The organism is Burkholderia sp. Bp9031 (genome assembly GCF_003857965.1).
GTDB lineage: Bacteria > Pseudomonadota > Gammaproteobacteria > Burkholderiales > Burkholderiaceae > Burkholderia > Burkholderia ambifaria_A.
In genome coordinates this window covers 77,344-101,336 of sequence record NZ_QTPW01000008.1, presented here as the reverse complement: position 1 = coordinate 101,336, position 23,993 = coordinate 77,344, and the positions used below count along the sequence as shown (strand labels likewise).

Annotated in this window: 24 protein-coding genes and 1 pseudogene; 13 read left to right on the top strand and 12 right to left on the bottom strand. The window is 69.5% G+C overall.

The features are described 5' to 3' along the window. Window position 1: 1 nt before the first annotated feature. From DIE15_RS13190 to DIE15_RS13180, 3 genes are all read left to right on the top strand, one after another. Window positions 2–1,564: an NADH-quinone oxidoreductase subunit C gene (locus DIE15_RS13190; protein WP_124833463.1), complete on the top strand. Its 1,563-nt coding sequence runs from the start codon at window positions 2–4 to the stop codon at window positions 1,562–1,564. Continuing rightward, a complete protein-coding gene (locus tag DIE15_RS13185) occupies window positions 1,564–2,079 on the top strand; it encodes an NADH-quinone oxidoreductase subunit B family protein (protein WP_057927007.1) in 516 nt (171 codons plus the stop codon). Before DIE15_RS13190 ends, DIE15_RS13185 begins: the two co-directional genes overlap by 1 nt. Window positions 2,080–2,275: 196 nt before the next feature. Next, complete coding sequence (locus tag DIE15_RS13180) at window positions 2,276–2,473, top strand: DUF2970 domain-containing protein (RefSeq protein WP_124833462.1); 198 nt, start codon at window positions 2,276–2,278, stop codon at window positions 2,471–2,473. Between the two features lie 175 nt (window positions 2,474–2,648). Here the strand turns inward: DIE15_RS13180 and DIE15_RS13175 are convergent, their stop codons facing one another. Both DIE15_RS13175 and DIE15_RS13170 read right to left on the bottom strand, forming a co-directional pair. Beyond that, on the bottom strand, window positions 2,649–2,861 hold the full coding sequence (locus tag DIE15_RS13175) for a DUF2909 domain-containing protein (RefSeq protein WP_044843449.1): 213 nt from the start codon (window positions 2,859–2,861) through the stop codon (window positions 2,649–2,651). After that, on the bottom strand, window positions 2,858–3,208 hold the full coding sequence (locus tag DIE15_RS13170) for a hypothetical protein (protein WP_057927009.1): 351 nt from the start codon (window positions 3,206–3,208) through the stop codon (window positions 2,858–2,860). The genes DIE15_RS13175 and DIE15_RS13170 overlap by 4 nt, the downstream gene beginning before the upstream one ends. A gap of 377 nt (window positions 3,209–3,585) precedes the next feature. On the opposite strand from DIE15_RS13170, the gene DIE15_RS13165 reads away from it, so the two are divergent. Continuing rightward, window positions 3,586–3,771: a ribbon-helix-helix protein, CopG family gene (locus tag DIE15_RS13165; RefSeq protein WP_057927010.1), complete on the top strand. Its 186-nt coding sequence runs from the start codon at window positions 3,586–3,588 to the stop codon at window positions 3,769–3,771. A gap of 23 nt (window positions 3,772–3,794) precedes the next feature. Here the strand turns inward: DIE15_RS13165 and DIE15_RS13160 are convergent, their stop codons facing one another. Next, a complete protein-coding gene (locus DIE15_RS13160) occupies window positions 3,795–4,631 on the bottom strand; it encodes a hypothetical protein (RefSeq protein WP_057927011.1) in 837 nt (278 codons plus the stop codon). Between the two features lie 46 nt (window positions 4,632–4,677). Next, window positions 4,678–5,022: a zinc ribbon domain-containing protein YjdM gene (locus DIE15_RS13155; protein ID WP_044843445.1), complete on the bottom strand. Its 345-nt coding sequence runs from the start codon at window positions 5,020–5,022 to the stop codon at window positions 4,678–4,680. 261 nt (window positions 5,023–5,283) lie between these two features. Here DIE15_RS13155 and DIE15_RS13150 point away from each other — a divergent pair, with 261 nt between their 5' ends. From DIE15_RS13150 to DIE15_RS13140, 3 genes are all read left to right on the top strand, one after another. Next, entirely contained in the window at window positions 5,284–5,652 is a 369-nt protein-coding gene (locus DIE15_RS13150) for an HPr family phosphocarrier protein (RefSeq protein ID WP_242431825.1), read from the top strand. Window positions 5,653–5,717: 65 nt separating this feature from the next. Then, window positions 5,718–5,939, top strand: coding sequence for a hypothetical protein (locus DIE15_RS13145; protein ID WP_057927012.1), 222 nt, complete (start codon window positions 5,718–5,720; stop codon window positions 5,937–5,939). A gap of 351 nt (window positions 5,940–6,290) precedes the next feature. Beyond that, window positions 6,291–6,845, top strand: coding sequence for a GNAT family N-acetyltransferase (locus DIE15_RS13140; protein ID WP_242431826.1), 555 nt, complete (start codon window positions 6,291–6,293; stop codon window positions 6,843–6,845). A gap of 33 nt (window positions 6,846–6,878) precedes the next feature. On the opposite strand, the pseudogene DIE15_RS13135 reads toward DIE15_RS13140, so the two are convergent. Beyond that, window positions 6,879–7,196: pseudogene (locus DIE15_RS13135) on the bottom strand (TolC family protein); the annotation flags it as partial. A gap of 637 nt (window positions 7,197–7,833) precedes the next feature. On the opposite strand from DIE15_RS13135, the gene DIE15_RS13130 reads away from it, so the two are divergent. Further along, window positions 7,834–8,097 carry a hypothetical protein gene (locus tag DIE15_RS13130; RefSeq protein WP_124833461.1) on the top strand — a complete coding sequence of 88 codons (264 nt, stop codon included), beginning with the start codon at window positions 7,834–7,836 and terminating at the stop codon, window positions 8,095–8,097. Between the two features lie 309 nt (window positions 8,098–8,406). Here the strand turns inward: DIE15_RS13130 and DIE15_RS13125 are convergent, their stop codons facing one another. The 5 genes from DIE15_RS13125 to DIE15_RS13105 are packed head-to-tail and all read right to left on the bottom strand — an operon-like array spanning window position 8,407 to window position 13,182. Then, on the bottom strand, window positions 8,407–8,805 hold the full coding sequence (locus DIE15_RS13125; RefSeq protein ID WP_124833460.1) for a DUF305 domain-containing protein: 399 nt from the start codon (window positions 8,803–8,805) through the stop codon (window positions 8,407–8,409). Between the two features lie 59 nt (window positions 8,806–8,864). Then, window positions 8,865–10,535 carry a GMC family oxidoreductase gene (locus DIE15_RS13120; RefSeq protein WP_124833459.1) on the bottom strand — a complete coding sequence of 557 codons (1,671 nt, stop codon included), beginning with the start codon at window positions 10,533–10,535 and terminating at the stop codon, window positions 8,865–8,867. After that, on the bottom strand, window positions 10,525–11,184 hold the full coding sequence (locus DIE15_RS13115) for a gluconate 2-dehydrogenase subunit 3 family protein (protein WP_124833458.1): 660 nt from the start codon (window positions 11,182–11,184) through the stop codon (window positions 10,525–10,527). The genes DIE15_RS13120 and DIE15_RS13115 overlap by 11 nt, the downstream gene beginning before the upstream one ends. Beyond that, entirely contained in the window at window positions 11,181–12,032 is an 852-nt protein-coding gene (locus DIE15_RS13110) for a hypothetical protein (protein WP_124833457.1), read from the bottom strand. The genes DIE15_RS13115 and DIE15_RS13110 overlap by 4 nt, the downstream gene beginning before the upstream one ends. Before the next feature lie 49 nt (window positions 12,033–12,081). Then, window positions 12,082–13,182 (bottom strand): enolase C-terminal domain-like protein, encoded by a 1,101-nt coding sequence (locus tag DIE15_RS13105; RefSeq protein ID WP_124833456.1) that lies wholly within the window; start codon window positions 13,180–13,182, stop codon window positions 12,082–12,084. Between the two features lie 167 nt (window positions 13,183–13,349). On the opposite strand from DIE15_RS13105, the gene DIE15_RS13100 reads away from it, so the two are divergent. Beyond that, complete coding sequence (locus DIE15_RS13100; protein ID WP_124833455.1) at window positions 13,350–15,176, top strand: thiamine pyrophosphate-requiring protein; 1,827 nt, start codon at window positions 13,350–13,352, stop codon at window positions 15,174–15,176. Between the two features lie 69 nt (window positions 15,177–15,245). On the opposite strand, the gene DIE15_RS13095 is transcribed toward DIE15_RS13100, so the two are convergent. Both DIE15_RS13095 and DIE15_RS13090 read right to left on the bottom strand, forming a co-directional pair. Continuing rightward, the gene (locus tag DIE15_RS13095; protein WP_124833454.1) at window positions 15,246–17,024 is read right to left on the bottom strand and encodes a glycoside hydrolase family 15 protein; all 1,779 of its coding nucleotides are present in this window, start codon (window positions 17,022–17,024) and stop codon (window positions 15,246–15,248) included. A 5-nt stretch (window positions 17,025–17,029) separates the two neighbouring features. Beyond that, complete coding sequence (locus tag DIE15_RS13090) at window positions 17,030–18,013, bottom strand: SDR family oxidoreductase (RefSeq protein WP_124833453.1); 984 nt, start codon at window positions 18,011–18,013, stop codon at window positions 17,030–17,032. Between the two features lie 247 nt (window positions 18,014–18,260). On the opposite strand from DIE15_RS13090, the gene coxB reads away from it, so the two are divergent. The 4 genes from coxB to DIE15_RS13070 are packed head-to-tail and all read left to right on the top strand — an operon-like array spanning window position 18,261 to window position 23,935. Further along, entirely contained in the window at window positions 18,261–19,307 is a 1,047-nt protein-coding gene (coxB, locus tag DIE15_RS13085; RefSeq protein ID WP_124833452.1) for a cytochrome c oxidase subunit II, read from the top strand. A 16-nt stretch (window positions 19,308–19,323) separates the two neighbouring features. Further along, complete coding sequence (ctaD, locus tag DIE15_RS13080) at window positions 19,324–21,963, top strand: cytochrome c oxidase subunit I (RefSeq protein WP_124833451.1); 2,640 nt, start codon at window positions 19,324–19,326, stop codon at window positions 21,961–21,963. Continuing rightward, a complete protein-coding gene (locus DIE15_RS13075) occupies window positions 21,960–22,361 on the top strand; it encodes a cytochrome C oxidase subunit I (RefSeq protein ID WP_124833450.1) in 402 nt (133 codons plus the stop codon). The genes ctaD and DIE15_RS13075 overlap by 4 nt, the downstream gene beginning before the upstream one ends. Then, entirely contained in the window at window positions 22,352–23,935 is a 1,584-nt protein-coding gene (locus DIE15_RS13070; protein WP_124833449.1) for a cytochrome c, read from the top strand. Before DIE15_RS13075 ends, DIE15_RS13070 begins: the two co-directional genes overlap by 10 nt. The last annotated feature ends 58 nt before the right edge of the window (window positions 23,936–23,993 follow it).

Sequence of the window (23,993 nt, the reverse complement as noted above, 5' to 3'; positions counted from 1 at the left end):
GATGCGACTCGACTTGATTCAGGCGAACGGCTCGGCTCGCATCCGGCACGAGGCAGGCCAGGTTCCGGCTACCGTGGTGGATGTCGACGAACCGCGCTGGCTCGACATCGCGCATACCGCCCGGATGGCGGGAAGCCGGCTCGTTGCGATGTGGGGCGGCGAAACGCCCGAGCGCGCATGTTCGGTCAACGCGGCGTACGAATGCGACGACGGCGTCCTGTGGGTCCGTCTCGCGACAGGGCAGGAACCACGCGCCGACGGCGACTATCCCGATCTCGCGGGCGTGTTTCCCGCCGCAACCCGCATGCAGCGCGCCATTTTCGACCTGACCGGCCTGCGCGAGCGCGATGCGCGCGACACGCGCCCGTGGCTCAATCACGGCAACTGGCCCGGCGACTACTTTCCGCTGCAGAAGCAGGCAACCGGAATCGAGCGATTCGAATCGAGCGAAGCGGATTATCCGTTCGTGCAGGTTGCCGGCGACGGTGTGCACGAAATCGCGGTCGGGCCGATTCACGCCGGCACCATCGAGCCGGGCCATTTCCGGTTCTCCGTCGTCGGCGAGAAGGTGCTGCGGCTCGAGGAACGACTCGGCTATGTGCATCGCGGCGTCGAACGGTTGTTCGAACGGACGGCCGCCTCGAACGGTCATCGCGTTGCGGGCCGGATCGCCGGCGACTCGACTGTCGCGTTCTCGTGGGCCTATTGCATGGCGCTCGAGCAGGCATGCGGCACGGCCGTGCCGGCGCGTGCGCTGGTGCTGCGCGCACTGCTGCTCGAGCGCGAGCGCATCGCCAATCACCTCGGCGACCTCGGCGCGCTCGGCAACGACGCCGGATTCGCGTTCGGTCTCGCGCAGTTCTCGCGGCTCAAGGAGAACTGGATACGGGCCAACGACGGCGTCTTCGGGCATCGCTACCTGATGGACCGGATCGTGCCGGGCGGGCTGGCCGTCGACATTGATCCGGAGGACGCGGCCGTCCTCACCGAACAGTGCGAACGCATCGCGCGCGACGTGCACGTGATGCGGAAGATCTACGAGGACCAGTCCGGGCTGCAGGACCGGTTTCTCGGCACCGGCCGATTGAATGCCGACGTTGTCGCGCATTTCGGCGTGCGCGGCCTGGCCGCCCGCGCCAGCGGCCAGACATTCGACGTGCGCGCGAACCTGCGGCCGGCCCCTTACCACGACCTGGCCGTCAAGGCGGCAAGCGATGCGCGCGGCGACGTTGCCGCGCGGGTCGCCGTCCGATTTGCCGAAATCGACGAATCGCTGCGCCTGATGGCTGACCTGCTGGCGAATCTTCCGGAAGGGCCGATCGCCAGCGGCGTCACGCCCGCGGCGGCACCATCCACGGGAGTCGGCTGGGTGGAGGGTTGGCGCGGCGATGTATTCGTCGCGCTCGAGACAGCCGCGGGCGATGCCATCGCGCGCTGCCATTGCCACGATCCGTCCTGGCAGAACTGGCCGGCGCTCGAGCACGCGATCATCGGCAACATCGTTCCCGATTTCCCGCTGATCAATAAATCGTTCAACCTGAACTACGCGGGGCACGATCTCTGATGTGGCAACTCATCCGTCAATTCGCGCGCACTGAATTTCCCGACGAACCCGTGCCGGCCACCGAAGCCGCCTGGCGACACGAGGCGCAGCAGATTCGTCAGGACATTCTCGACCTCCTCGGCCGCGCATTGTGCATCCGGCAGATCGACGCGGGTTCGTGCAACGGTTGCGAACTGGAGATCCACGCGCTGAACAACCCGTACTACAACATCGAAGGGCTCGGGATCAAATTCGTCGCCAGCCCGCGCCATGCGGACCTGCTGCTCGTGACCGGACCCGTCACGCTGAACATGAAGGCCGCCGTGCTCGCCGCGTACGACGCCACGCCGGCACCGAAACTGGTCGTCGCAGCCGGCGAGTGCGCGTGCACGGGCGGCATCTTTGCCGACAGCTATGCGGTGTGCGGTCCCGTTTCGTCGGTCCTGCCGGTCGATGTAACCATCCCCGGATGCCCGCCCCCTCCGATCGATTTGCTGCGCGGCATTTTGACCGCTTGCCGATCACGCGAGGATTGAAGCGGATGCCCGTGGCAATCCTTCAGTCGGGCGATGAGGCCCGGATATCCGGAGCCATGACGTCGTCTTGTTCGAACGCAAGCCGGTCCCGGCGCAAAGCGACAGAACGATCCGCGCGCGAACGGAAACGGGATGCCCACACGCTTCGCGCCGCGCGGTATCCCTGCAACTTTTATTGAGGCGAAGGAAAAACTGTATGGCTGAAAAAGGTAAAGACCAGATCGTTCGTGCGTTCCGCGCGGTCTTCCTGGCGTTTCTCGGCGTCAACAAACGAAAAAATCTCGAAGCGGATGCAACGCAGCTCAACCCCTTCGCTGTCGTCATTGCCGCATTCGTTGCGCTTGGCGCATTCATTGCGCTGCTGTTGTTAGTCGTTCATTGGGTCGTCGGTTGACGGTTCGCCGCAACGAATGGGCGACGCCGCGCGCGCATCTCGGGCTTCCGTATCCGCCGAACCCGAACGCGCGCGCGGCGTGAGCATCGGCCGCTTCGGTCTGCCGGCAGCCGCACGCACATTCACGCGGCAGGGTGCGCGGCGCGCCGTTCGTCGCTCGCGCGAATGCCGCGCATCACCGCCCGATCGGCAGCCCCGTCGGTTCGATCCACCCGAGCCGGTACGCGATCAACAGCGACAGGAACAGCGTGATCGACAATCCGACGCGCGCCGCCAGCGACCATGCCATCCGCTTGCTCCCGCCGCGGTCGTGATTCATGAAATACAACGCGAAAACCAGGCTTCCGATAATCATCACGAAAGCCGCCGAAACCAGCGCAATCTTCATTGTTTGTGTTCCTCCAGACCCGAATCGGCCTTCAGCAGTTCGGCCAGCCCTTGCCGCTCGGCAGCGACGTCGGCGACGCCCGACGCCGGCCAGTCCAGCGCCACGCCATTACCCAGCGAATCGCGCACGAGCGTCTGGTAACGCCGGTCGCTGATCCTGCCCTGCTCCATCGCTTCCGATATCTCATGCCGAAACGGTAGCGGAAAGCTCGCGTATCCGCGCGACAGCGCCGCATATTGCCGCGCGTCGATCTCTTTCGACGACGGCACGACGGCCCACACCACGACGGCCACGATGGCTGCGAAGGGAATCGCCGTGTAGCGAAGAACGAACTTGATCGGAGTCATGAGGCGGATATCGAAGTAGCGGCGAAGTAGCGGCACACGCGGCCCGTGTGGAGCCGGAAGCAGGACAACCGGTCGCGCGGACGACGTAGCCGCTCGGACAAGCCGGGGCCGGCCGTGCCGGCCGACATTGTACTTAAAGCGACTAACAGAGCATGATAATCTCGTTATCACATTTTGCGGATGATGCGAGCACCCGGTGCCTTGGGCGGACGGACCGCGCGGCGTGACGCTCGCGGCCATGCCCGTGATCGACGACCGGTTCGCGTGACGCGAACGCCGGTGTTGAATCCGCGCGCACCGCAATGGCGCATTCGGACATGACACCGAAAGCGGATGGATTATAATTTGATTAACATATCGACCACCCCTGCCTCACGATGGAAACGAAAACCGCCCGCCTGACCGTCCTGATCGACCCTGCCAAGAAAGAAGCGTTCGACATGCTCTGCGCGGAGCAGGATCTGACGCCGTCGCAAGTCGTGCGGCAGTTGATCCGCGAGTATCTCGACAAACACGGCGTCACGTACAAGACCAAGAGCGCGCTCGGCAAGCGGGTGAAGTAAGCGCGGTCGAACCCACGGCGCCGTCACGCGCAGATTTCCCATCGGGCATGTTCACGCGCGCGCCAGACGAGCCGTTCGGGATCAATGCATTCCCCTGCCTTCATGCGCCGGGCGGTGGCCGACAGCTTGAGCTCGCCGGCCGATCCGAACCCCAGTGCGCGCTCGAGCAGGATCCGCAGCGACGGCAGCGGATTGCCGTTCTTCCAGGCGAACGCGATGAAGTTGTTGTCGTCGCCGCACGGCACCAGTGCGTATGAATCGTCGAACACCGTGCGCAGTTGCTCGAGATGCCGCGGCAACGCCGGATCGTCGTCCATGAAATTGATCGCGAGCACGCCCGTTTCGCTCAACCGTGCACGACACGCATCGAGAAAGGCGGTGCCCGTGCAGCGGCCCCGCATGCCGTCGGCGACGAACGCGTCGTGCAGGATCACGTCCGCCCGAACCTCCGGCCTTGCCACGTAGTCGGCGCCGTCCGCGCAGACCACCGCGAAGCGCGCGTCGTCTTGCGGAATCCTGAACACGTCGCGCAGCGCGATCACCTCCGGGTTGATCTCGACCGCGTCGATCGCCGCGCCGGGCAGTTGCCGATAGCAGTATTTCGCGAGCGATCCGCCGCCGAGCCCGATCATGCAGATGCGCGCGGGCACCGGCTGCAGCAGCAGGAAACCCATCATCACGCGCGTATAGCCAAGTTCGAGCCTGACCGGATCCTTCAGCGACATGAAGCTCTGCGTGCCGAAGTGGTCGAAGTGCAGCGACACCGCGTGTTTCGTCTCGAGCACGAACGGACGGCCGTCGTTCAACGGCATCGCCAGGAACCGCAGGAACGCGTCATAGGAAATTCGATCCTCGCTCATGCTCGGCAGGCCCGGTTGATCGGAGAGTCGTTCGTACCGCGTGCGGTCATACCTTCTTCAGATAGCAGGCCTTCAGCATGAAGCCGCCCATGTCGGTCTTGCAATCGACTTCGTGATCGCCGCCGACGAGACGGATGCTCTTGACCTTGGTGCCCATCTTCAGCGTGATCGACGAACCCTTCACGCGCAAGTCCTTGATCAGCACGACCGAATCGCCGTCCGACAGCACGTTGCCGTTCGCGTCCTTGACGACGTCGCCCGCCGGTTCGTCACCCGCTTCGGCGCCGGCGCCGGCCGACCATTCATGACCGCAGTCCGCGCACACGTACAGCGTGCCGTCCGGGTAGGTGTTTTCCATCGCGCATTGCGGGCAGGCGGGGGCGGCGTTCATTGCAGCTTCCATTCAGTGGGAGTTCGGGTCAATCGATAAAAAATGCCGGGCATGCAAGCGCGCGGCCCGGGCTGCGCGTGCCGCGCAGCCGTCGACAGACCGACGGGCCGCGCATCACGCACACAACATTATAATGCAATACACATAAACCGGCTGCCGTATTATAATCACCCACTTTCGATCATTCGCCGGACTTGATGGCGGTTTCACTGAGGATGTCGACATGTTCGAGATGAATGATGCCCCGGCGCCGGGCGCGCAATGCCCGGCGCCCTGTCGGGAAGCCGCATTCCGCGCACGCCCGCCGTGCTGCCGGCCGGCCATTGCACGCCGTTCCGGCAACTTTCCCCGAGGCTGATCCGCATCGTGGCAACCGTTGTCTACGTTGAAATCGGCGCCGCGTGGAACCGCAGCCGCGCGATGACGTCGCGCGACGCGATCGTCGCGGCGGCACACCGCTTCGAAAGCGACATCCTGCTGCTCGCCAACGGGCTCAGCGGCAGCGCGAAGGACGCAACGGCCATCGCGGCGCTGCAGATGCATGGCGGCACGTCCGCGCAGGTGCTCGCCACCGGCCCCGACGAGGAAGCCGCGCTCCAGGCGCTGCTGCCTTTGCTCCAGGCGGGCTGACACCGCGTCGCCCGATCCCACGGCCTCGTGCCGTTCACCCTGAATCACCACTCTCCGAGGAAGCGATGAACGACAACGTCATGTCCAGCACCCCCAACCTGTCGGCCTCCGCAATCTGGGCGCTCGAGCGTCTCGCCGATGTGCGCTACGGTCGCGATGCGCCGGCGCTCGGCTGGTCGGTCGCGCAGGAACTCGTCGGCGCGGGCTTCGTCAGCCATGCCACGAATGGCCGCTCCGGCGCGTCGATCACCGCGCACGGGCGCAACTTCCTGAAGAGCCGGAAGTAGGCATCGCCGGCACGGGCGCGATGCCGCTTCATGCGAAGCGCGCGAGCGCGCCCATGTTCTCCGGGAAGAAGCTCGCCAACAGTCCGCCGCGCGTGACTTCCGAAACACGCTGCCGCCGAATGCCCCGCATTCGTTGAGCGCCCGGCGCCACGCTCAGGCCGCGAGGTCGTCATGCGGTCGCTCGGCCGTGCCTGCGCCGTCGGACGTTCACGGCGATCATCCACTCGCACGCGATCGCAATCCCCGAGGTACACGGGGATTTGCGGCCGCGCCGGGTTTCCGCGGTATCGTACGGGGCCCGAGGGCGGCGCACAGCGCCGCCCTCGCCTTCCTTTCCCCATGGAACGCCCGATGACATCCAGCGCCCTGCCGCCCGTCACGTCCCCGCCCGTGCTCGACACCCCTCGCCTGATCCTCGCAGGCCATCCGCTCGGCGACTTCGACGCGCTCGCCGCGATGTGGGCCGAGCCGGACGTCGTCGCGCACATCTTCAACGGCAAGCCGTCGGCGCCGCGCGACTCGTGGATGCGGCTGCTCGCGTATCGCGGGCTGTGGCCGCTGCTCGGCTACGGCTATTGGGCAATTCGCGAGAAGGCATCGGGCCGCTACGTCGGCGATCTCGGCTTCGCCGACTTCCACCGCGCGGTCGAGCCGTCGATTCGCGGCGTGCCGGAAGCCGGCTGGGCGCTCGCGAGCTGGGCGCACGGCAAGGGCTATGCGACCGAAGCGCTGTCGCATGCGCTCGGCTGGCTCGATGCACAGAACCGGTTCGAACGCAGCGTGTGCCTGATCGCACCGACCAACGTCGCGTCGATCCGCGTCGCGGAGAAGGCCGGGTATGCCGATCCGGTGCGGATCCGCTTCAACGACGCCGATTCGCTGCTGTTTTCGCGCGTGTGCCGGTAAGCGCGATACCGCGCTCCGGCAGCAGCGCCGCGGCTAGCGTGCGCGGGTCGTCTCTCCTTGAGGAGGCGGCGTCGCACCAACCGTAGCAGCCCCTGCCGCCGCGCCGGCCGTCTGCCATCCGCCGCCCAGCGCGTTGCACAGCGCGACGAGATCGGTCGTCGTCTGCAACGCACCCTGCACCGCCTGCTGCCCCTCCGACCATTGCCGCTCGGCGTCGAGCACGTCGAGGAACGGTGACAGCCCCTTCCGGTAACGATCGCGCGCGAGTTCCAGCGCACCCTGCTCGGCCTTCACCGCGTCATCGAGCGCGGCCGCGCGCGTCTGGTCGGTGCGGTAGACGGCCAGCGCGTTGCCGCCGGTATTTGCGTAGTCGGCGCCTACCTGGTCGCGCGTCGCGAGCCACCACGCGAGTCCTGCGGTCACCAGCGCGAACACCACCGCGCCGACGATGATCAACGGTTTCCTGCCGGGCCACCAGCGTTCGCGCTTGCCTTTTCCGTTGTCGCCGCCGCCATCGCCACCGGTGCGGCCGCCGCGATCGTCGTGCGGATGGCCGTCGCCTCCGCCGCCGCCCGGCGCGTCCGTGTCGAGTTCGCCGTGGCGACCCTCTCCGGTGTGCCCACGGTTGCCGCCGTTGCCGGCGCGGTAGACGGTCGGGGATACAAGCCCGGTCGATGGCCCGATCATAGACGACGCAGCGTTCGCGTATGGCGCCGGGAAACCGGTCGACCACGCCGGCGTGCCGCGTCGTCCCGGTGTGAGCGCGCGCCGGAACCCGACGCGCGATCGCTCGTCAACGGACAACGGAAACAGGATCGCTTCAGGCATGAGATATCGCTCAAGGCGGCACTCGCGTGCGGCATTGCACGCGCCTGCCTCGAGCGTGTACACAAGCAAACGACGCGCCCGGCCGACGTGTCGTACGACGGATGCCGCCGGCACGCGCAATGCGCGGCGTGGATCCGATCATCAAGGATGACCGGCCCCGATGACACAAGCGACCTCCCTCGACACCGACTCGCAAGGACAGGACCGCGGCGACAGCACGCCCGGCCCCGAAGGCAAGCGCCACGGCACGGACACGCCGCCGCCGCGCAGCGCGCACGACCCCGCCGAAGGCAAGCCGGCCCCCTCCGACGACGACGCGTCGGCGCCTCGACCCGACGAACGGCCACACCGGACGCCGGCGCGCGAACGAAATGACAAGCGCTTGAAAATTTCGGGAGCGGCGAACTCCGTCGGCAACGAATGACGCCGGGCGTGAAAGCGGATGCGTGCGTCGCCGCCGCCGCCGCCGCGCGAACAGTGCGGTACGGAACTCGCCTTCTGCAAGCGGGTTTACACATCGACGTTGCGCGATGTGTGCTACCCCAGCACGTGCGTGTCCGTGTCGTGGGCGGGAATGCGGCTGACCGTTAGTTGCGATTTTGAGATTGCGCCGAAATCCGGAATGCCCGCCGGAAATCCCGACGCGCGGCGGTTCGCTGTCCGCACCGCCTGCACGAGCGCAGCCGCCGCAACGTAACCGACGGCAGCGCGCACACCGCGTCATGCCCTGCGCTCACGGCGTCGCGCCGTGCGCCTTCTGCCAGCGCTCCATCAGCGCGATCTCGTCGCGCTGCGCGGCAACGATCCGGCTCGCGAGCTTGCGCAGCATCGGATCCTTTCCGTATTTCAGCTCGACCTGCGCCATGTCGATCGCGCCCTGATGGTGCGGCGCCATGTGCGACACGAAATCGCGATCGGCGTCACCCGTGTAGCGCGCGCCCTCCATCGCGTCCATCATCCTGCGGTCGGCGCGCTTGTACGCTTGCGTCGATGTATCGGGAACGATCGCGGCGTCGGGCGGGCGAAGCTGGCCCAAGGCCGGCGCTACGGCTGCCGCGACGGTCGCGGCCAGCAGCGCGTACGCGGCACAGTGGCGGTTCGCGCGCGCCGGGCGACGAGTGAATGGATGCATGTCGAGGCTCCTCGATGAATGAAAGACAGGGGCGGCACATGTCGCGCGGCGGCCGGCGTTCACCGCCACCGCGCGCGCGCCTGCGCGTCGCCGCGCGCCACCAGCGCGCGGATGCGATCGGCCGTGCGGCACGCGATCGCCTGGATCGTCAGCGACGGGTTCACGCCGCCGACGGTCGGAAACACCGAGCCGTCGCAGACCCACAGGTTCGGGATGTCCCAGCTGCGACAGTCGGCATCGACGACGCTCGTCGCCGGGTCGTCGCCCATGCGCGCGGTGCCCGCGAGGTGACACGTGTCGTCCTGTTCGTGCCAGATGTCGCGCGCGCCGGCGGCTTCGAGCGAGTACCCCATCTGCGCGAACGCGTGACGCATCATCCGGCGGTCGTTGTCGTCGTACGAATAGGTGACGCGCGCGATCGGCAACCCGAACGCGTCGCGCTCGTCGGCGAGCGTCACGCGGTTCTCCACGCGCGGCAGCGTCTCGCCGACGATCTTCAGCCCGGCCTGAAAGTTGTAGCGCGCCATCTCGCGCTTGAGCGCGTCGCCCCACAGCCCGCGCCCGGCGAGCTTCCTCGCCCACTCGATCGGCAGTGGCCCCTGGCTCATCCAGCAATAGCCGCCGAAGAAGTCCTTGCCTTCGTCCGCGTAGTTCCAGTGCTCGGTGATCGACAGCGACGGCGGACCCTTGTACCAACGCACTTCGTCGTCCATCGTCCCCCACGACGCCTGGTTCAGCTGCGCCATCATGTAGCGGCCGACGAGGCCCGTGCTGTTGGCGAGCCCCTGCGGATGGCGTCCATTCGCGGACAGCAGCAGGAGCCGCGGCGTCTCGATCGCGTAACCGGCGACGACGACGTTGCGCGCGCGCTGGAAATGCGTGCGGCCGTCGCGCCGGAAATGCACGCCGGTCACACGGTCGCCTTCGGCCTCGATCCGCAGCGCCATCGCGAGATCGCGCACTTCGGCGCCGGCCGCGACCGCGCGCGGAATCCACGTGACGAGCGCGCTCTGCTTCGCGTTGGTCGCGCAACCGGAGATGCAGAAGCCGCGATACACGCACGGATGCGCGCGGCCGCGCGGGGCGGACAGCGTCGCGAGCGGCGTCGGCGTCCAGTCGATGCCGAGCGCCTCGGCACCGCGCGCGAGCACGAGCGCGGCCGCGTTCAGTTCGTGCGCACGGTACGGATAGCGCGGGCGCGGCGGCCCCCACGGGTAATGGACCGGCCCGCTGATCTTCAACGCCTGCTCGACCTCGCGGTAGTAACGCCACATCTCGCGCCAGTCGAGCGGCCAGTCGACGCCATAGCCGAGCGCCGTGCGCGAGCGAAACCACTCGGGCCGGAAACGCAGCGACACCATCGCGAAATGCACGGTGCTGCCGCCGACCGCGCGCCCGCTGTTGTTGCTGCCGAGGGTCAGCGGATTCTCGCCGTCGCAGATCCGCTCTTCGGTCCAGAACAGCTTGTGCTGGTGCGCTTCGTCGGACGCGAATTCCTCGAGCGGCCGCCACCAGGCGCCCGCATCGAGCGCGACGACCGAGAAACCGTGTTCGGCAAGCCGGCACGCCAGCGTGCCGCCGCCCGCGCCGGTGCCGACAATCACGAAGTCGACCGGGTCGTCGGCGCGGAACATCCGCATCGGCGACCAGCCGCCGACGCGCAGCGGGTCGGGCGCACGGCCGTCGCAACCGCGCGGCTTGCCGGCGGATAGCGGATCGTCAGCGGCCATCGCGATCGCCCTCCCCGTCCACCTGCGCTTCCCACGGATCGCGCCGGTTGAAATCCATGCGCACATAGCCGCGCGGGCTCGCCGGTCCGCCGAACCCGATCTCGTTCCATGCGAACGGGTGGCTGTAGTACGCGGCGCAAAGGTCCATCAGCACGCGCTTCGCGAAGAACGTGCGCGGGTCCATGCCGGCCCACGCGGATTCGACGGCCCTGTCGATCCTGCCGTGCTGGACCGCATCGAGCAGCGCATCGGCGTCTTGCGCGTCGAGCGACGCGAACGGGCGATCGTGCGCATGGCGCGCCATCGCGTCGAGCGCGGCGAGGCCCGTGTGCCACGCCGCACGCAGCGGCGGCAGCCGCGCATCGCGAAAGCCGTCACCTTCGTCGGTCGCGAGCCGTGCGTCGAGCAGCGCCGCAGTGGGCACCGACCCGACGACGCCCTTCCGCTGGGGGACGATCCGCTCGCATAGCGCACCGAGGGTCACGAACTGTTCGGCATCGAGATGACGCGGCGCGCTCGCGGCGACGCGCAGCCGTGCGTCGATCGCGCTGCGCGTCGCGTCGTTCCACGACGGCGTATCGCGCTTCGCGAGCACGTCGTATCCGGAATAGCTGGGCAGCGCGACCGGCTTGTCGTTCGGATGCTTCATCGCGCCTCCCGTTCGGCGAGCGCGGTCGCGGCGAGGCCGGCGATCGCGAGTGCCGTGAAGCTCGGCGGTGCCGGCAGCGGTGGCCCCGACAGCACGTTCTGCGACCAGTTGCGCCAGCCGCCCATCTGCCGTGCAACGCCGCGCGCGTGGAACGCGACGCCGACGAAGCCGAGCACAGCCGTCGCGCGCATCCACCAGCGGCAGACGCGCCGGTCGGCGGACGGGCGCGACAGCGCGAGCTGCGCGGCCGTCAATGCAGCCGCCGGCGGCACGACGAGCGGCACGAACATCGCGCGATGCTGGAACGCGCCGCGAAAGTGCAGCAACCCGACTTCGCCGAGCGTGCCGACGAGCCCCGCGGCGACCAGCGCGGCCAGCGCGCGGCCGGCCGGCAGCCCGGCAAGGCGCGGCGCGTCGGCCGGACACGCGCGCAGCCGCTCGCCGGCCGCGCCGAGCAGGCCCGACAGCAGCAGCGCGAATGGCGCGCCGAGTGGCGCACCGTAGAACAGGTTGTGCCAGCTGAACCCGCCCGGCCGCTTCGTCACGTTGTACACGTGGAACGCGGATCCGGCGATGCCTACCGCGGCCGACGCCACGTGCACCGCGTCGCGCAACCGATGGCGCTCGGGCGTGTCGTCCGCGTGGCCGTGCACGCTCGCGAGCACCGACAGCGTCGACGACACCAGCGGCGCGATCATCGCGCGGTTGTGGATCGTGCCGCGATAGTGCTCGACGCCGCTGTCGGCGAGCACCGAGCCGGCGAGCAGCAGCGCGCTGCGGTTCAGCAGGCGTGCGGCATCGGCCAGCAACGTGTCGTGCTCGGCCGCGCGGTGTCGGGGGTGTCGCATCGTGCCTCCTTCGTCGTGACGGACGTAGCGGTCGTACCGGGCCCCGGATTCAAAGCGCGAATTCCGCGACGTCAGGCGAGCGCAATTCGAGGCCGAGCCCGGGGCGCGCGGCGTCGATTTCCAGTGCGCCGTCGACGAGCGTCGGCGCGCCGTCGAACATCATTCGCTCGATCCGCACGTGATCGTGAAACCACTCGACGTGGCGCATGCGCGGCGCGACGCAGCCGACGTGCCGGTGCAGCGCCGGCGCGCAATGCGCGGACAGGTCGACGTGATGCGCATCGGCGAGCGCGGCGGCCGCGAGAAAGCCGCTCACGCCACCGCAGCGCGTCGCGTCGGCCTGCAGCACGTCGACCGCGCGGCCTTCGAGCAGGCGCCGGAAATCGTCGGGCGTATACGCGTACTCGCCGGCCGCGACATCGACCCTCGCACCGACGTGCTCGCGCACGAACCGCAGGCCGTCGACGTCGTCGCTGCTGACCGGTTCCTCGAACCAGCGGATCGCGCAATCGCCCACCGCCGCCGCGAACGCGAGTGCGGTGCGCGGCGCATACGCGCCGTTCGCATCGACGAACAGCTCGACGTCCGGGCCGAGCGCGTCGCGCGCGACGCGCACGCGCGACGGATCGCGCGCATCCTGCACGCCGATCTTGATCTTGCATGCGCCGATGCGTTCGCCGCGCCAGCCGTCGAGTTGCGCAGCGAGCGTCGCGTCGTCGTAGGTCGTGAAGCCGCCGCTGCCGTATACGGGCACGCGTTCGCGCAGGCGGCCGAGCAGGATCGCGAGCGGCACGCCGGCGAGCTTCGCCTTCGCGTCCCACAGCGCGACGTCGAGCGCGGAAATGGCGGTCGCCGCGAGGCCGGCACGCCCGACGTTGCGCACCGCGCGCCACAGCGCATCGACGGCAGCCGGGATGTCGACGAGCGGCCGGTTGCGCAACACGTCGGCCAGCAGCGACATCGCGAGCGGCGCGGCGCTCGCATCGGTGTACGTATAGCCGAGCCCCGTCACGGGCCCCGCGTCGATCTCGACGACGACGATCGTCGTCGCATGCCATGCATAGGTGCCGTCGGCTTCGGGCCGGTCGGTCGGCACGCGGTACGCGCGGGCGCGCACGTCGTCGATCGCCGGTGCGTCGGAAAGTGCCATCGTTGGTTGCGCTCCGGATTGCTTGCTTTTTGCCTGCAGCACCCGCGTGCAACGCCCGTGCCCGGCGCCTTCGCACGGCACGCGCCTTGCGCGACGCCCGGCAACGCCGCGCAAGCCGACGGTCTGTGCGCGGCTTATCGGCTCATCCCGAACCAAGGAGAAACGGCATGGCGACAGTGGCGGATTTCATCGTCGAGCGGCTGTACGACTGGGGCGTGCGCCGCATATACGGCTACCCGGGCGACGGCATCAATGGCTTCTTCGGCGCGCTCAGCCGGGCCGAAGTCAAGATCGAGTTCATCCAGGCGCGCCACGAGGAGATGGCGGCCTTCATGGCATCCGCGCATGCAAAATTTACAGGCGAGCTCGGCGTATGCGTCGCGACCTCGGGCCCCGGCGCCGCGCACCTCGTGACCGGCCTGTACGACGCGCGGCTCGATCACATGCCGGTGCTCGCGATCGTCGGCCAGCAGGCGCGCGCGGCGCTCGGCGGCCACTATCAGCAGGAAGTCGATCTGCCGGCGCTGTACAAGGACGTGGCGGGCGCTTTCGTGCAGCTTGCGGTGGTGCCCGGCCAGGTGCGCCACCTGGTCGACCGTGCGGTGCGCATCGCGCTCGGCGCGCGCACGGTCACCGCGCTGGTGCTGCCGAACGACCTGCAGGAACTGGACTACGTGTCGCCGAAGCGCGCGCACGGTACCGTGCATTCAGGCGTCGGCTACACGCCGCCGAAGGTGGTGCCGTACGCCGACGACCTGCAGCGCGCCGCCGACGTGCTGAACGCGGGCTCGAAGGTCGCGATGCTGATCGGCGCCGGCGCGCTGCGCGCGACCGACGAGGTGATCGCGGTGGCCGACCGGCTCGGCGCGGGCGCCGCGAAGGCGCTGCTCGGCAAGGCCGCGCTGCCGGACGATCTGTCGTGGGTGACCGGCTCGATCGGGCTGCTCGGCACCAAGCCGAGCTACGCGTTGATGACCGAATGCGACACGCTGTTCGTCGTCGGCTCGGGCTTCCCGTATTCCGAATTCCTGCCGAAGGAAAGCCAGGCGCGCGGCGTGCAGATCGACCTGAAGGCCGACATGCTGAGCCTGCGCTACCCGATGGAGGTGAACCTCGTCGGCGACAGCGCCGAGACGCTGCGCGCGCTGCTGCCGCTGCTGAAGGCGCGCAGCGACACCGGCTGGCGCGACCGGATCGCGAAATGGAATGCGGACTGGCACGAAACACTGGCCGCGCGCGCGGCCGCGAAGGCTAGCCCGGGGCGCGGCGTGAATCCGCAGCGCGCCTTCACGGAGCTGTCGCCGCGGCTGCCCGACGACGTGATCCTGACGAGCGATTCGGGGTCCTGCGCAAACTGGTATGCGCGGGACCTGATGATCCGCCGCGGGATGATGGGCTCGCTGTCCGGCGGACTCGCGTCGATGGGCGCGGCGGTGCCCTACGCGATCGCCGCGAAGTTCGCGTATCCGGTGCGCCCGGTGATCGCGATGGTCGGCGACGGCGCGATGCAGATGAACAACATGGCCGAGCTGATCACCGTCGCGAAGTACTGGCGGCAATGGCCCGATCCGCGCTGGATCTGCATGGTGCTGAACAACGAGGACCTGAACCAGGTCACGTGGGAGCAGCGCGTGATGGAAGGCGATCCGAAGTTCGACGCGTCGCAGCAGATTCCGAACGTGCCGTACTACCGCTTCGCGACGCTGCTCGGGTTGAAGGGCATCTACGTCGACGATCCTGAACAGCTCGGCGCCGCGTGGGACGAGGCGCTCGCGTCCGACCGTCCGGTCGTGCTCGAGGTGAAGAGCGATCCGGAAGTGCCGCCGCTGCCGCCGCACGTGACGCTGCAGCAGGCGAAGCATTTCGCCGAAACGCTGGTCAAGGGCGACGCGCGCGAAGCGAACGTGATCGTCGAGACCGCGCGGCAGGTGCTGTCGGCCGTGTTGCCGGGCAACGGCGATCATGGCGGCAAGGGAGGCAGGCACGAGTCGTAGCGGATGACGGGTGGGGCGGCACGGCGCGTTCGCGGTGCCGACCTGCCCCGCACGGTGCGGTGCGGCGCGTCAACCGATATCGACGTCGTCGGGTCCGTCACCCTGCAGCGCGAGCGCCGCGTTGACCAGTCCGACCTGCGCGAGCGTGAACGGAAAATTCCCGCACATGCGCTGCGCCTTCACGTCGTATTCCTCGGCCAGCAGACCGACGTCGTTGCGCAGGCCCAGCAGCCGCTTGAACAGCGCATGCGCATCGTCTTCGCGCCCCTGCATCCGGTACACCTGCGCGAGCCAGAACCCGGCCGCGACGAACGCACCCTCGTTGCCCTCGCAACCATCATTGAAACGCGGAGGGTGATAACGGAACGGCAGGCCATCCTCGACCAGATCTCGCTCGATGGCGGCCACCGTCGCGGCGACGCGCGGGTCGGCCGCATCGAGCATCCCCGTCAGCGGAATCAGCAGCAGGCTCACGTCGAGCCCGTCGCCGTCGTAGCGCTCGACGAAGCGGCCGAGCTTCTCGTGATAGCCGCGCGAGAGCACGTCCGCATGCACGGTATCGGCCCAGCGCCGCCATTCGTCGAGCGGCGCATGATGGCCGAACGCGCGCGCGGAACGGTACGCGCTTTCGACGGCCGCCCACACCATCACCTTCGACGACGTGAACTGGTGCCGGCCGCTGCGCACTTCCCAGATCCCTTCGTCGGGCTCGCGCCAGATCGTCGCCAGATGCTCGAGCAGACGCCGCTCGAGCGTCCACGCGTCGTCGTCGGGCGGCAACCCGTGGCGACGCGCCTGGTACAGCGCGGCCAGCACCTCGCCGTACACGTCGAGCTGCAGCTGTTCGGCCGCCGCGTTGCCGAAGCGCACCGGCTGCGCCCCTTCGTAGCCGGCCAGGTGAGCGGCTTCCCATTCGTCCGCGCGCCGGCCGCCATCCGCCGCGTACAGCACCTGCAGTTGCGCCGGGTGATCGGCGATCGCGCGCACCAGCCAGTCGCGCCAGCGCGCCGCCTCCTCGCGGTAGCCGCAGCGCACCAGCGCGCGCAGCGTGAAGCTCGCGTCGCGCAGCCAGCAGAACCGGTAATCCCAATTGCGCGCGCCGCCGAAGCGTTCCGGCAGCGAGCTCGTCGGCGCCGCGACGATGCCGCCGGTGCGCACGCTCGACAGCAGCTTCACCGTGATCAGCGCGCGCTCGATCGCGTCGCGATACGGGCCTTGCGCCGCGTTGCACTTCGACCAGGCGCGCCAGAACGCCTGTGTGTCGCGCAGCGACGCGTACGGATCCGGCACGGCCGGCGGCCGGTCGTACGAGCGCGCGTAGCTGATGCAGAAATCCGCGCGCTCGCCCGCCGCGATGCGCTGCGTGCCGACGAGCCGGTCGTCCCGCACGTCGAGGCGCGTGTCGGCATCGAGCCACATCGCATCGCCGCCCGTCATCATCCGCCAGCGCCGGCCGAAACGGCGGCACCACGGCAACGCGTTGCCGTAGTCGAAACGCACGCCGAGATCGACGTCGAACTCGATCGTGCCGCGCTCGCCACGCACGCTGCGGATCAGGCACGGGTCGGGCGCGGCCCAGCTCATCCAGTCGATCATGACCGCGCAACCCGATGACGTCTCGAACGCCGTTTCGAGCACCGCGGTGCCGGGCAGGTAGCGGCGCGTCGCGCGCGCATCCGGCTCGCGCGGCGCGACGCGGAAGCGCCCGTTGTCGGGCGTGCCGACGAGTGCGGCGAAACATGGCGGCGAGTCGAAGTCGGGCCAGCACAGCCAGTCGATGCTGCCGTCGCACGCGACGAGCGCGGCGCTGCGGCCGTCGCCGATCAACGCGTAGTCCTCGATTCGCATCGCGCTCACCGGTCGAGCTTGCGCGCGGCGACGAAGGCGGCCGCGAGCATCGCGAACACCGCGCCGTACGCGAGCGCGCGCGACGTGCCGAGCCCTGCCTCGGCACCGGTGCGGTGCGCTTCGACGCCGAACGCGCCGCGCGTCGCATGGCGGCCCGGCACGGTGTGCCACAGGTTCGATTCGCGCGGGCCGGCGGGCGTCTTGCGTTGCTGGCCGCGCACAGCCGAATGCGCGAGATAACGGTCGAAGCAGCCGGGCGCGAGCGCGTTCGCGACGATCGCGGCCAGCGACGACCAGCCGACCCAGCGCTCGCGGCACGGATGGCGCGCGGCCTCGACGATCGCCTCTGCCGCCACCTCCGGTGCATAGACGGGCGCGACCGGACGCGGCGCATTCGGCAACAGGGATTCGGCCCAATCGAACTGCGGCGTGTCGATCGCCGGCAACTGCACCATCGTCACGCGCACGCGGCTGCGCGCATGCAGCAGCTCGCAGCGCAGCGCGTCGGTGAAGCCGCGGATCGCGTGCTTCGCGCCGCAGTACGGCGCCTGCAACGGGATCGACCGGTACGCGAGCGCGGAGCCGACCTGCACGATCGTGCCGCGATTGCGCGGCGCCATCCGCGCAAGCGCTGCGCGCGTGCCGTACACGCAGCCGAGGTAGGTGACCGCGGTCACGCGCGCATAGTCTTCCGGCGCAATCTCGTCGAACGGCGCGAACACGGTCACCATCGCGTTGTTGACCCACACGTCGAGCGGGCCGAGTTCGTTCTCGATGCGTTCGGCCGCCGCATCGAGCGCGGCGGCGTCGCTGACGTCCACGGCGATCGGCAGCGCTTCGACGCCATAGACGCGCACTTCGCACGCGGTGTCGTGCAGCGCGTGCGGATCGCGTGCGAGCAGCGCGACGTTCACGCCGCGCCGCGCAAACGCGTGGGCGGTCGCGCGGCCGACGCCGGCGCTCGCGCCGGTGATCGCGACGGTCTTCACGATTGATTCCTCCCGTTTTTTTCATGGTGGCCGGCAATCGGCGTAGCAAGCGGCGTGCCGCGCACCACGCAAGCCGTGCGATCCGGGTGCGCACCGTGAACGGTCGCCAAATTTACAAGCCGGCTGTAACGCGCGGGCCGTTGCGTCCGCAATAGCCGGGCCGACCGTCAGCGCGCCGCGCACGCACGGGAATTGCTCTGCCGCGAACGGCCTGTCGCCATGCCGCCGAATCCGGCAAGGAGTCGCGTTGGTCGTTCCGCTGTTCGTCAAAGCGCGCCGAATCGCGTGCCTCGCCGCTGGTGCGTGCGTCGCCGCGTCGGCGGCCGCACGTGCGGCCGACGCGCCCGCCTCCCCCGCCGGGCCGCTGCCGCTCGCGTACGTCGCCCATGCAGCCGGCCCGGCCGCGGGGCCGGTATTCGTGCTCGGGTGGGCATTGCTCGCGTTGTGCATGCTCGTCTGCATGGCGATCGCGGTACTGCTGCTGGTCGCGATGTTTCGCCACCGCGCGCAGCCAGGCGACAGCCCCGGCGGCGGGCTGGCGATCGTGACGGTCGGCTCCGCGATCTCGATCGTGCTGCTGTTCGGTGCACTCGTATACATGCTGCGCGTGCTCGGTGCGGTGGCGTCGCCGCCGCGTCCGCCTGCGCTGACGATCGTCGTCACCGCGCACGACTGGTGGTGGGCCGTCCGCTATCCGGATGACGCGAGCGGCGCCGCGTTCGTCACCGCGAACGAGATCCACATCCCGGTGGGCGAACCCGTCGCGATCGAGCTGAAAAGCGCGGACGTGATCCACGCGTTCTGGGTCCCGCAACTGGCCGGCAAGACGCAGACGATCCCCGGCCAGACGAATCACCAGTGGCTGCAGGCGGACCGGCCGGGCGTCTATCGCGGACAGTGCTCGCAGTATTGCGGCGCGCAGCATGCGCACATGGCGTTCGAGGTCGTCGCCGAGCCGCCCGACGCGTTTCGCGCGTGGCTGGCCGCGCAGCGGCAGCCGGCGAGCGCGCCCGCGGCCGGCGCCGAGCAGCGTGGCCGGCACGTGTTCGCCGCGCGCTGCGCGGGCTGCCACGCGGTGCGCGGCACCGATGCGGCAGGCGATGCGGGCCCCGACCTGTCGCATCTCGGGTCGCGCCGGCTGCTCGCGGCCGGCACGCTCGACAACACGCCCGAGAACCTGCGGCGCTGGATCGAACATGCGCAGCAGGTCAAGCCGCAGACGCTGATGCCGTCGTTCGCGCTCGCGCCGCGCGACGCCGACGATCTCGCCGCGTATCTCGCAACGCTGCACTGAACGGAGGAAGACGACGATGGCCGTTGCCCGCGACACGCCCACGCCGCTCAGCCGCGTGCCCGACCTCGGCGAAGCGCCGCCGGGCTCCGCGCACGAGCGCGCGCTCGCCGAGCTGTGGGAATCGGAGCCGGGCTGGCGCGGCTGGCTCGGCACGGTCGACCACAAGCGCATCGGGCTGCGCTACATCGTCACGGCGTTCGCGTTCCTGCTGCTCGGCGGCGTCGAGGCGCTCGTGATGCGGATCCAGCTCGCGCGGCCGAACGCGACGCTGCTCACGCCCGCGCAATACGACTCGCTGTTCACGATGCACGGCGTCACGATGATCTTCCTGTACGCGCTGCCGGTGCTGTCCGGCTTCGCGAACTACCTGTGGCCGCTGATGCTCGGCTCGCGCGACATGGCGTTTCCGCGGCTCAACGCGTTCTCGTACTGGGCGTTCCTGTTCGCCGGGCTGTTCCTCTATGCAAGCTTTCCGCTCGGCGCGGTGCCGGACGGCGGCTGGTTCAACTACGTGCCGCTCACGTCGCTCGACTACAGCGCCGGCGCGAACATCGACATCTACGCGCTCGGGATGATCCTGCTCGGGATCTCGACGACCGGCGGCGCCGCGAACTTCGTCGTCACGCTGCTGCGCATGCGCGCGCACGGGATGTCGATCGACCGGCTGCCGATCATCGTATGGGGCACGCTGACCGCGTCGGTCGCCAACCTCGTCGCGGTGCCGTCGGTGAGCCTCGCGTTCCTGCTGCTGTGGCTCGACCGCAATGCCGGCACGCACTTCTTCGACGTCGCGACCGGCGGGCGGCCGCTGCTGTGGCAGCACCTGTTCTGGATGTTCGCGCACCCGTGGGTGTACGTGGTCGTGCTGCCGGCGATGGGCATCGTGTCGGACGCGCTGCCGACCTTCTGCCGCCGGCCGCTCGTCGCATACGAGGCCGTCGCGGTGTCGACGGTGGCGACGATGCTGATCGGCTTCGAGGTGTGGGTTCACCACATGTTCGCGACCGGCATCGCGCCGCTCGCGCTCGCATTCTTCGGCGCAGCGAGCATGCTGATCTCGATCCCGAGCGCGGTCGCGGTGTTCGCATGGCTCGCGACGATCTGGACCGGCCGCCCCGTGTTTCGCACGCCGTTCCTGTATTTCGCGGGCTTCGTGCTGATGTTCGTGATCGGCGGCGTGTCCGGCGTGATGACGGCCGCCGTGCCGCTCGACTGGCAGCTGACCGACACGTACTTCGTCGTCGCGCACCTGCACTACGTGCTGCTCGGCATCAACGTGTTCCCCGTGCTCGGCGGCATCACGTACTGGTTCCCGAAATTCACCGGGCGGATGATGAACGAGCGCTTCGGGCGCCTGACGTTCTGGGTCGTGCTCGTCGGCTTCAACCTCGGCTTCTTCCCGATGCACGTCTCCGGGCTGCTCGGGATGCCGCGCCGCATTTATACCTATCCGTCCGGGATGGGCTGGGACACGTCGAACCTGCTGACCACGATCGGCTCGTTCGTCTTTGGCATCGGGATCGTGATGTTCGTCGTCAACGCGCTCGTCAGCGCACGGCGCGGCACACGCGCCGGCGAGAATCCGTGGGGCGCGGCCGGGCTCGAGTGGTCGGTCGCGTCGCCAACGCCCGCGTACAACTTCGCGGTGCTGCCGCTGGTCGCGTCGCGGCACCCGCTGTGGGAAACGCGCGACGACGCGAAGCGCACCAGCATGCGGATCGGCTACCGGCTCGCCGACGGCCGCGAGGCGCTCGCGGTCACGCCGCTCGCGGCAACGCCGAGCGCGATCCTGAAGATGCCGGAAGACAGCTGCGTGCCGTTCGTGCTCGCGCTGCTCGCGACCGCCGTGTTTGCGGCAATGCTGGCGCGCTCGCCGACGCTCGGCTGCACGGCCATCGCCGGTTGCGCGATCGGGACCGCCGTATGGCTGTGGCCGCGCCGTGCGCTGGGGCAGCGCGCGCGCCTGCCGGCCCGCGACAGCACGCAGGTGCCCGCGGCCGCCGCCGGGCTTCATCCGGACGAACCGCCGTCGGCGACGGTGTTGCCGGGCGCGCCGGCCGCGTGCGTCGAACCGCTGCCCGTCGGCAGCTGCGGCGAGCGCGCCGGCGGCTGGTGGGGTGTCGTCACGCTGATCGTGACCGAGGCCGGGCTGTTCGGCTACCTGCTGTTCTGCTACTTCTACCTGCAGTCGCAATCGGCCGCGCCGTGGCCGCCCGAAGGGATGCCGAAGATCGGCCTCGCGGCCGGCAACACGGTCGTGCTGCTGTCGAGCAGCGGGTTCGTATGGCTCGCCGAGCGCGCGGTGCGGGCCGGCAAGCGGCCGCGTGCAGTGGCTGCGCTCGCCGGCGCGCTGGTGCTCGGCGTCGCGTTCGCGCTCGTTCAGCTGCACGAGTGGCGCGCTCATCCGTACGGCCCGACCACGCACCTGTACGGCAGCCTGTACTTCACGATCACCGGCTTCCACCTCGCGCACGTGGTGGCCGGCCTCGTCATCCTCGCGCTGCTCGCCGGGTGGACGGCCGCCGGCTTCTTCGGCCGCGAGCGGTCCGTCGCGCTGACGGTCGGCGGGCTCTACTGGCACTTCGTCGACATCGTGTGGCTGTTCATCTTCACCGCGCTGTACGTGTCCCCGTACTGGCTCAGGAGATCGGGATGAACGGCACGCGACGCTCGTGGTCCCCGTTGCTGGCGATCGCGGCCGGCCTGGTCGGCGCGCCCGCGCTGTGGTTCGCGCAGATGCTCGCGTCCGAGACGCTCGCGTCGACCGCGTGCTATCCGCTCGGCGTCGCGCAGGCCGTGCCGCGCTGGGCGCACGTGGGCGTGTGGCTCGCACTGATCGCCGCGTGCGCGTTCGCGCTGGCGGCCGTCTTTGCCACGTGGCTCGTGCGCACGTGGCAACGCAGGCATGACGCCAATGTCCAGGCCGCGACGCGTGACGACAGCACGCGCTTTCTCGCGCGCTGCGGGATGCTCGCCGCGCTCGGGTTCGTGATCGGTCTCGTGTTCACCGGGATCGTGACGGCTTTCGTGGGGCCGTGCAGTCCATGGCGCTGATCTCGATCGCTTCGTTCCGCTTTCCAGGGCGCGCGATCGGCGCCGTACTCGCCGCGTGCGTCGCGCTCGCTGCATGCGACATGCAGCACGACGACCATCCTGCGTCCGCCAGCGATACGGCCGACGCCGCGTCGGCGGCGGAAGCACCCGAGCCCGCGTCGGGCTGGCGCTTCGTGCGGATCGGTGCGTCGGCGGCCGATGCCGGTGCGTCGATGTCGGCTCGCGCGAAAGAAGATCGCAGGCTTTCCGGGCAGCCTGCCGCGCCGGCGTCGGCTGCGTCGGCAGTGTCGGCCTCATCGCCCGCCGCGCCGTCGGACGCGGCATCGGCCAAGGCGGCCCGACGCCCGATGGTCGCCGCTGCCGCCGCGGACGCCGACGCCGCGACGATCACGCGCGGCCGCTACCTCGCGCTCGCCGGCGACTGCGCGGCCTGTCACGACGCGCCCGATCACACGCCGTACGCGGGCGGCCAGCCGGTAAATTCGCCGTTTGGGCCGATCTATGCGCCGAACATCACGCCGGATCCGGCGCACGGAATCGGCCACTACACGCTGCAGCAGTTCGACGACGCGTTGCGGCGCGGCGTGCGCGCGGACGGCAGCTGGCTGTATCCGGCGATGCCCTACCCGTCGTTCGCGCGCATGACCGACGCCGACGTGCGCGCGCTCTATGCGTATTTCATGCGCGGCGTCGCGCCGTCCGCGAACGCGGCAAAGCGCACGCGGCTGCCGTTTCCGTTCAACCAGCGCTGGGCGCTCGGGCTATGGAGCCTCGCGTTCGCGAACCGCGACCGGTTCGTGCCGCAACCGTCGCAATCGGCGCAATGGAATCGCGGCGCGTATCTCGTGCAGGGGCTCGGCCACTGCGGCGCGTGCCATACGTCGCGCGGGCCGGCCTACAACGAGCGCGGCTACGACGAGCACAGCCCGGCGTTCCTGACCGGCGGCATCAACGATCACTGGTTCGCGCCGAACCTGACCGGCGCGGATGCGGACGGCCTCGGCCGCTGGACGATCGACGACCTCGCCGCCTTCCTGCGCAGCGGCCATGCGGTGCGCGGCGCGGTGTTCGGCGCGATGGCGCCGGTCGTCGAAGAGAGCACCGCGCTGCTCAGCGACGACGATCGTCACGCAATCGCCGTGTACCTGAAATCGTTGCCCGCGCAACCGACTGCCGCGACGAGCCCGCTGGGCATCGGCGTCCCGCGGCTGACGGCCGCCGGGCCGCGGCCGGAAGGCGGTCAGCAGGCGCCGGGCGCCGGCATGTATGCGGGGTTCTGCGCGCGTTGCCACGGTGCGGACGGCACGGGCGTGCGCGATCACGGGCCGCCGCTCGCGGGCAATTCGGCCGTGCTCGCGGCCGATCCGACGAGCGCGATCCGGATCGTCGTCGAAGGCGCGCGGCCGGCGCCCGGCACGAACGGCCCCGTGCAGCGAATGCCCGCGATGCGCGGCGCGCTGACGAGCAGCGAGATCGCCGCTGTGGTCAGCTACGTGCGCGGCGCGTGGGGCAATCGCGCCGCGCCGGTGTCGGAGCAGGAGGTGAGGCGGTTGCGCGGGGCGATACATCGGTAGCGGCGGGCTGTGCGCTGGTCGTCCCGCGCAATCCGGCGCGGATCAATACGGTCGACCG

Bases quoted from the DNA above. Each gene is read 5' to 3' on its own strand.
- DIE15_RS13145 (WP_057927012.1), top strand. From the start codon at position 5,718: ATGAACGACAACGTCATGTCCAGCACCCCCAACCTGTCGGCCTCCGCA.
- DIE15_RS13155 (WP_044843445.1), bottom strand. From the start codon at position 5,022: ATGAACGCCGCCCCCGCCTGCCCGCAATGCGCGATGGAAAACACCTAC.
- DIE15_RS13185 (WP_057927007.1), top strand. From the start codon at position 1,564: ATGTGGCAACTCATCCGTCAATTCGCGCGCACTGAATTTCCCGACGAA.
- DIE15_RS13075 (WP_124833450.1), top strand. From the start codon at position 21,960: ATGAACGGCACGCGACGCTCGTGGTCCCCGTTGCTGGCGATCGCGGCC.
- DIE15_RS13105 (WP_124833456.1), bottom strand. From the start codon at position 13,182: ATGGCACTTTCCGACGCACCGGCGATCGACGACGTGCGCGCCCGCGCG.
- DIE15_RS13070 (WP_124833449.1), top strand. From the start codon at position 22,352: ATGGCGCTGATCTCGATCGCTTCGTTCCGCTTTCCAGGGCGCGCGATC.
- DIE15_RS13150 (WP_242431825.1), top strand. From the start codon at position 5,284: ATGCCCGGCGCCCTGTCGGGAAGCCGCATTCCGCGCACGCCCGCCGTG.
- DIE15_RS13120 (WP_124833459.1), bottom strand. From the start codon at position 10,535: ATGGCCGCTGACGATCCGCTATCCGCCGGCAAGCCGCGCGGTTGCGAC.
- DIE15_RS13180 (WP_124833462.1), top strand. From the start codon at position 2,276: ATGGCTGAAAAAGGTAAAGACCAGATCGTTCGTGCGTTCCGCGCGGTC.
- DIE15_RS13115 (WP_124833458.1), bottom strand. From the start codon at position 11,184: ATGAAGCATCCGAACGACAAGCCGGTCGCGCTGCCCAGCTATTCCGGA.
- DIE15_RS13100 (WP_124833455.1), top strand. From the start codon at position 13,350: ATGGCGACAGTGGCGGATTTCATCGTCGAGCGGCTGTACGACTGGGGC.
- DIE15_RS13175 (WP_044843449.1), bottom strand. From the start codon at position 2,861: ATGAAGATTGCGCTGGTTTCGGCGGCTTTCGTGATGATTATCGGAAGC.
- DIE15_RS13165 (WP_057927010.1), top strand. From the start codon at position 3,586: ATGGAAACGAAAACCGCCCGCCTGACCGTCCTGATCGACCCTGCCAAG.
- DIE15_RS13190 (WP_124833463.1), top strand. From the start codon at position 2: ATGCGACTCGACTTGATTCAGGCGAACGGCTCGGCTCGCATCCGGCAC.
- DIE15_RS13095 (WP_124833454.1), bottom strand. From the start codon at position 17,024: ATGCGAATCGAGGACTACGCGTTGATCGGCGACGGCCGCAGCGCCGCG.
- DIE15_RS13130 (WP_124833461.1), top strand. From the start codon at position 7,834: ATGACACAAGCGACCTCCCTCGACACCGACTCGCAAGGACAGGACCGC.
- DIE15_RS13160 (WP_057927011.1), bottom strand. From the start codon at position 4,631: ATGAGCGAGGATCGAATTTCCTATGACGCGTTCCTGCGGTTCCTGGCG.
- DIE15_RS13170 (WP_057927009.1), bottom strand. From the start codon at position 3,208: ATGACTCCGATCAAGTTCGTTCTTCGCTACACGGCGATTCCCTTCGCA.
- DIE15_RS13110 (WP_124833457.1), bottom strand. From the start codon at position 12,032: ATGCGACACCCCCGACACCGCGCGGCCGAGCACGACACGTTGCTGGCC.
- ctaD (WP_124833451.1), top strand. From the start codon at position 19,324: ATGGCCGTTGCCCGCGACACGCCCACGCCGCTCAGCCGCGTGCCCGAC.
- DIE15_RS13125 (WP_124833460.1), bottom strand. From the start codon at position 8,805: ATGCATCCATTCACTCGTCGCCCGGCGCGCGCGAACCGCCACTGTGCC.
- DIE15_RS13140 (WP_242431826.1), top strand. From the start codon at position 6,291: ATGACATCCAGCGCCCTGCCGCCCGTCACGTCCCCGCCCGTGCTCGAC.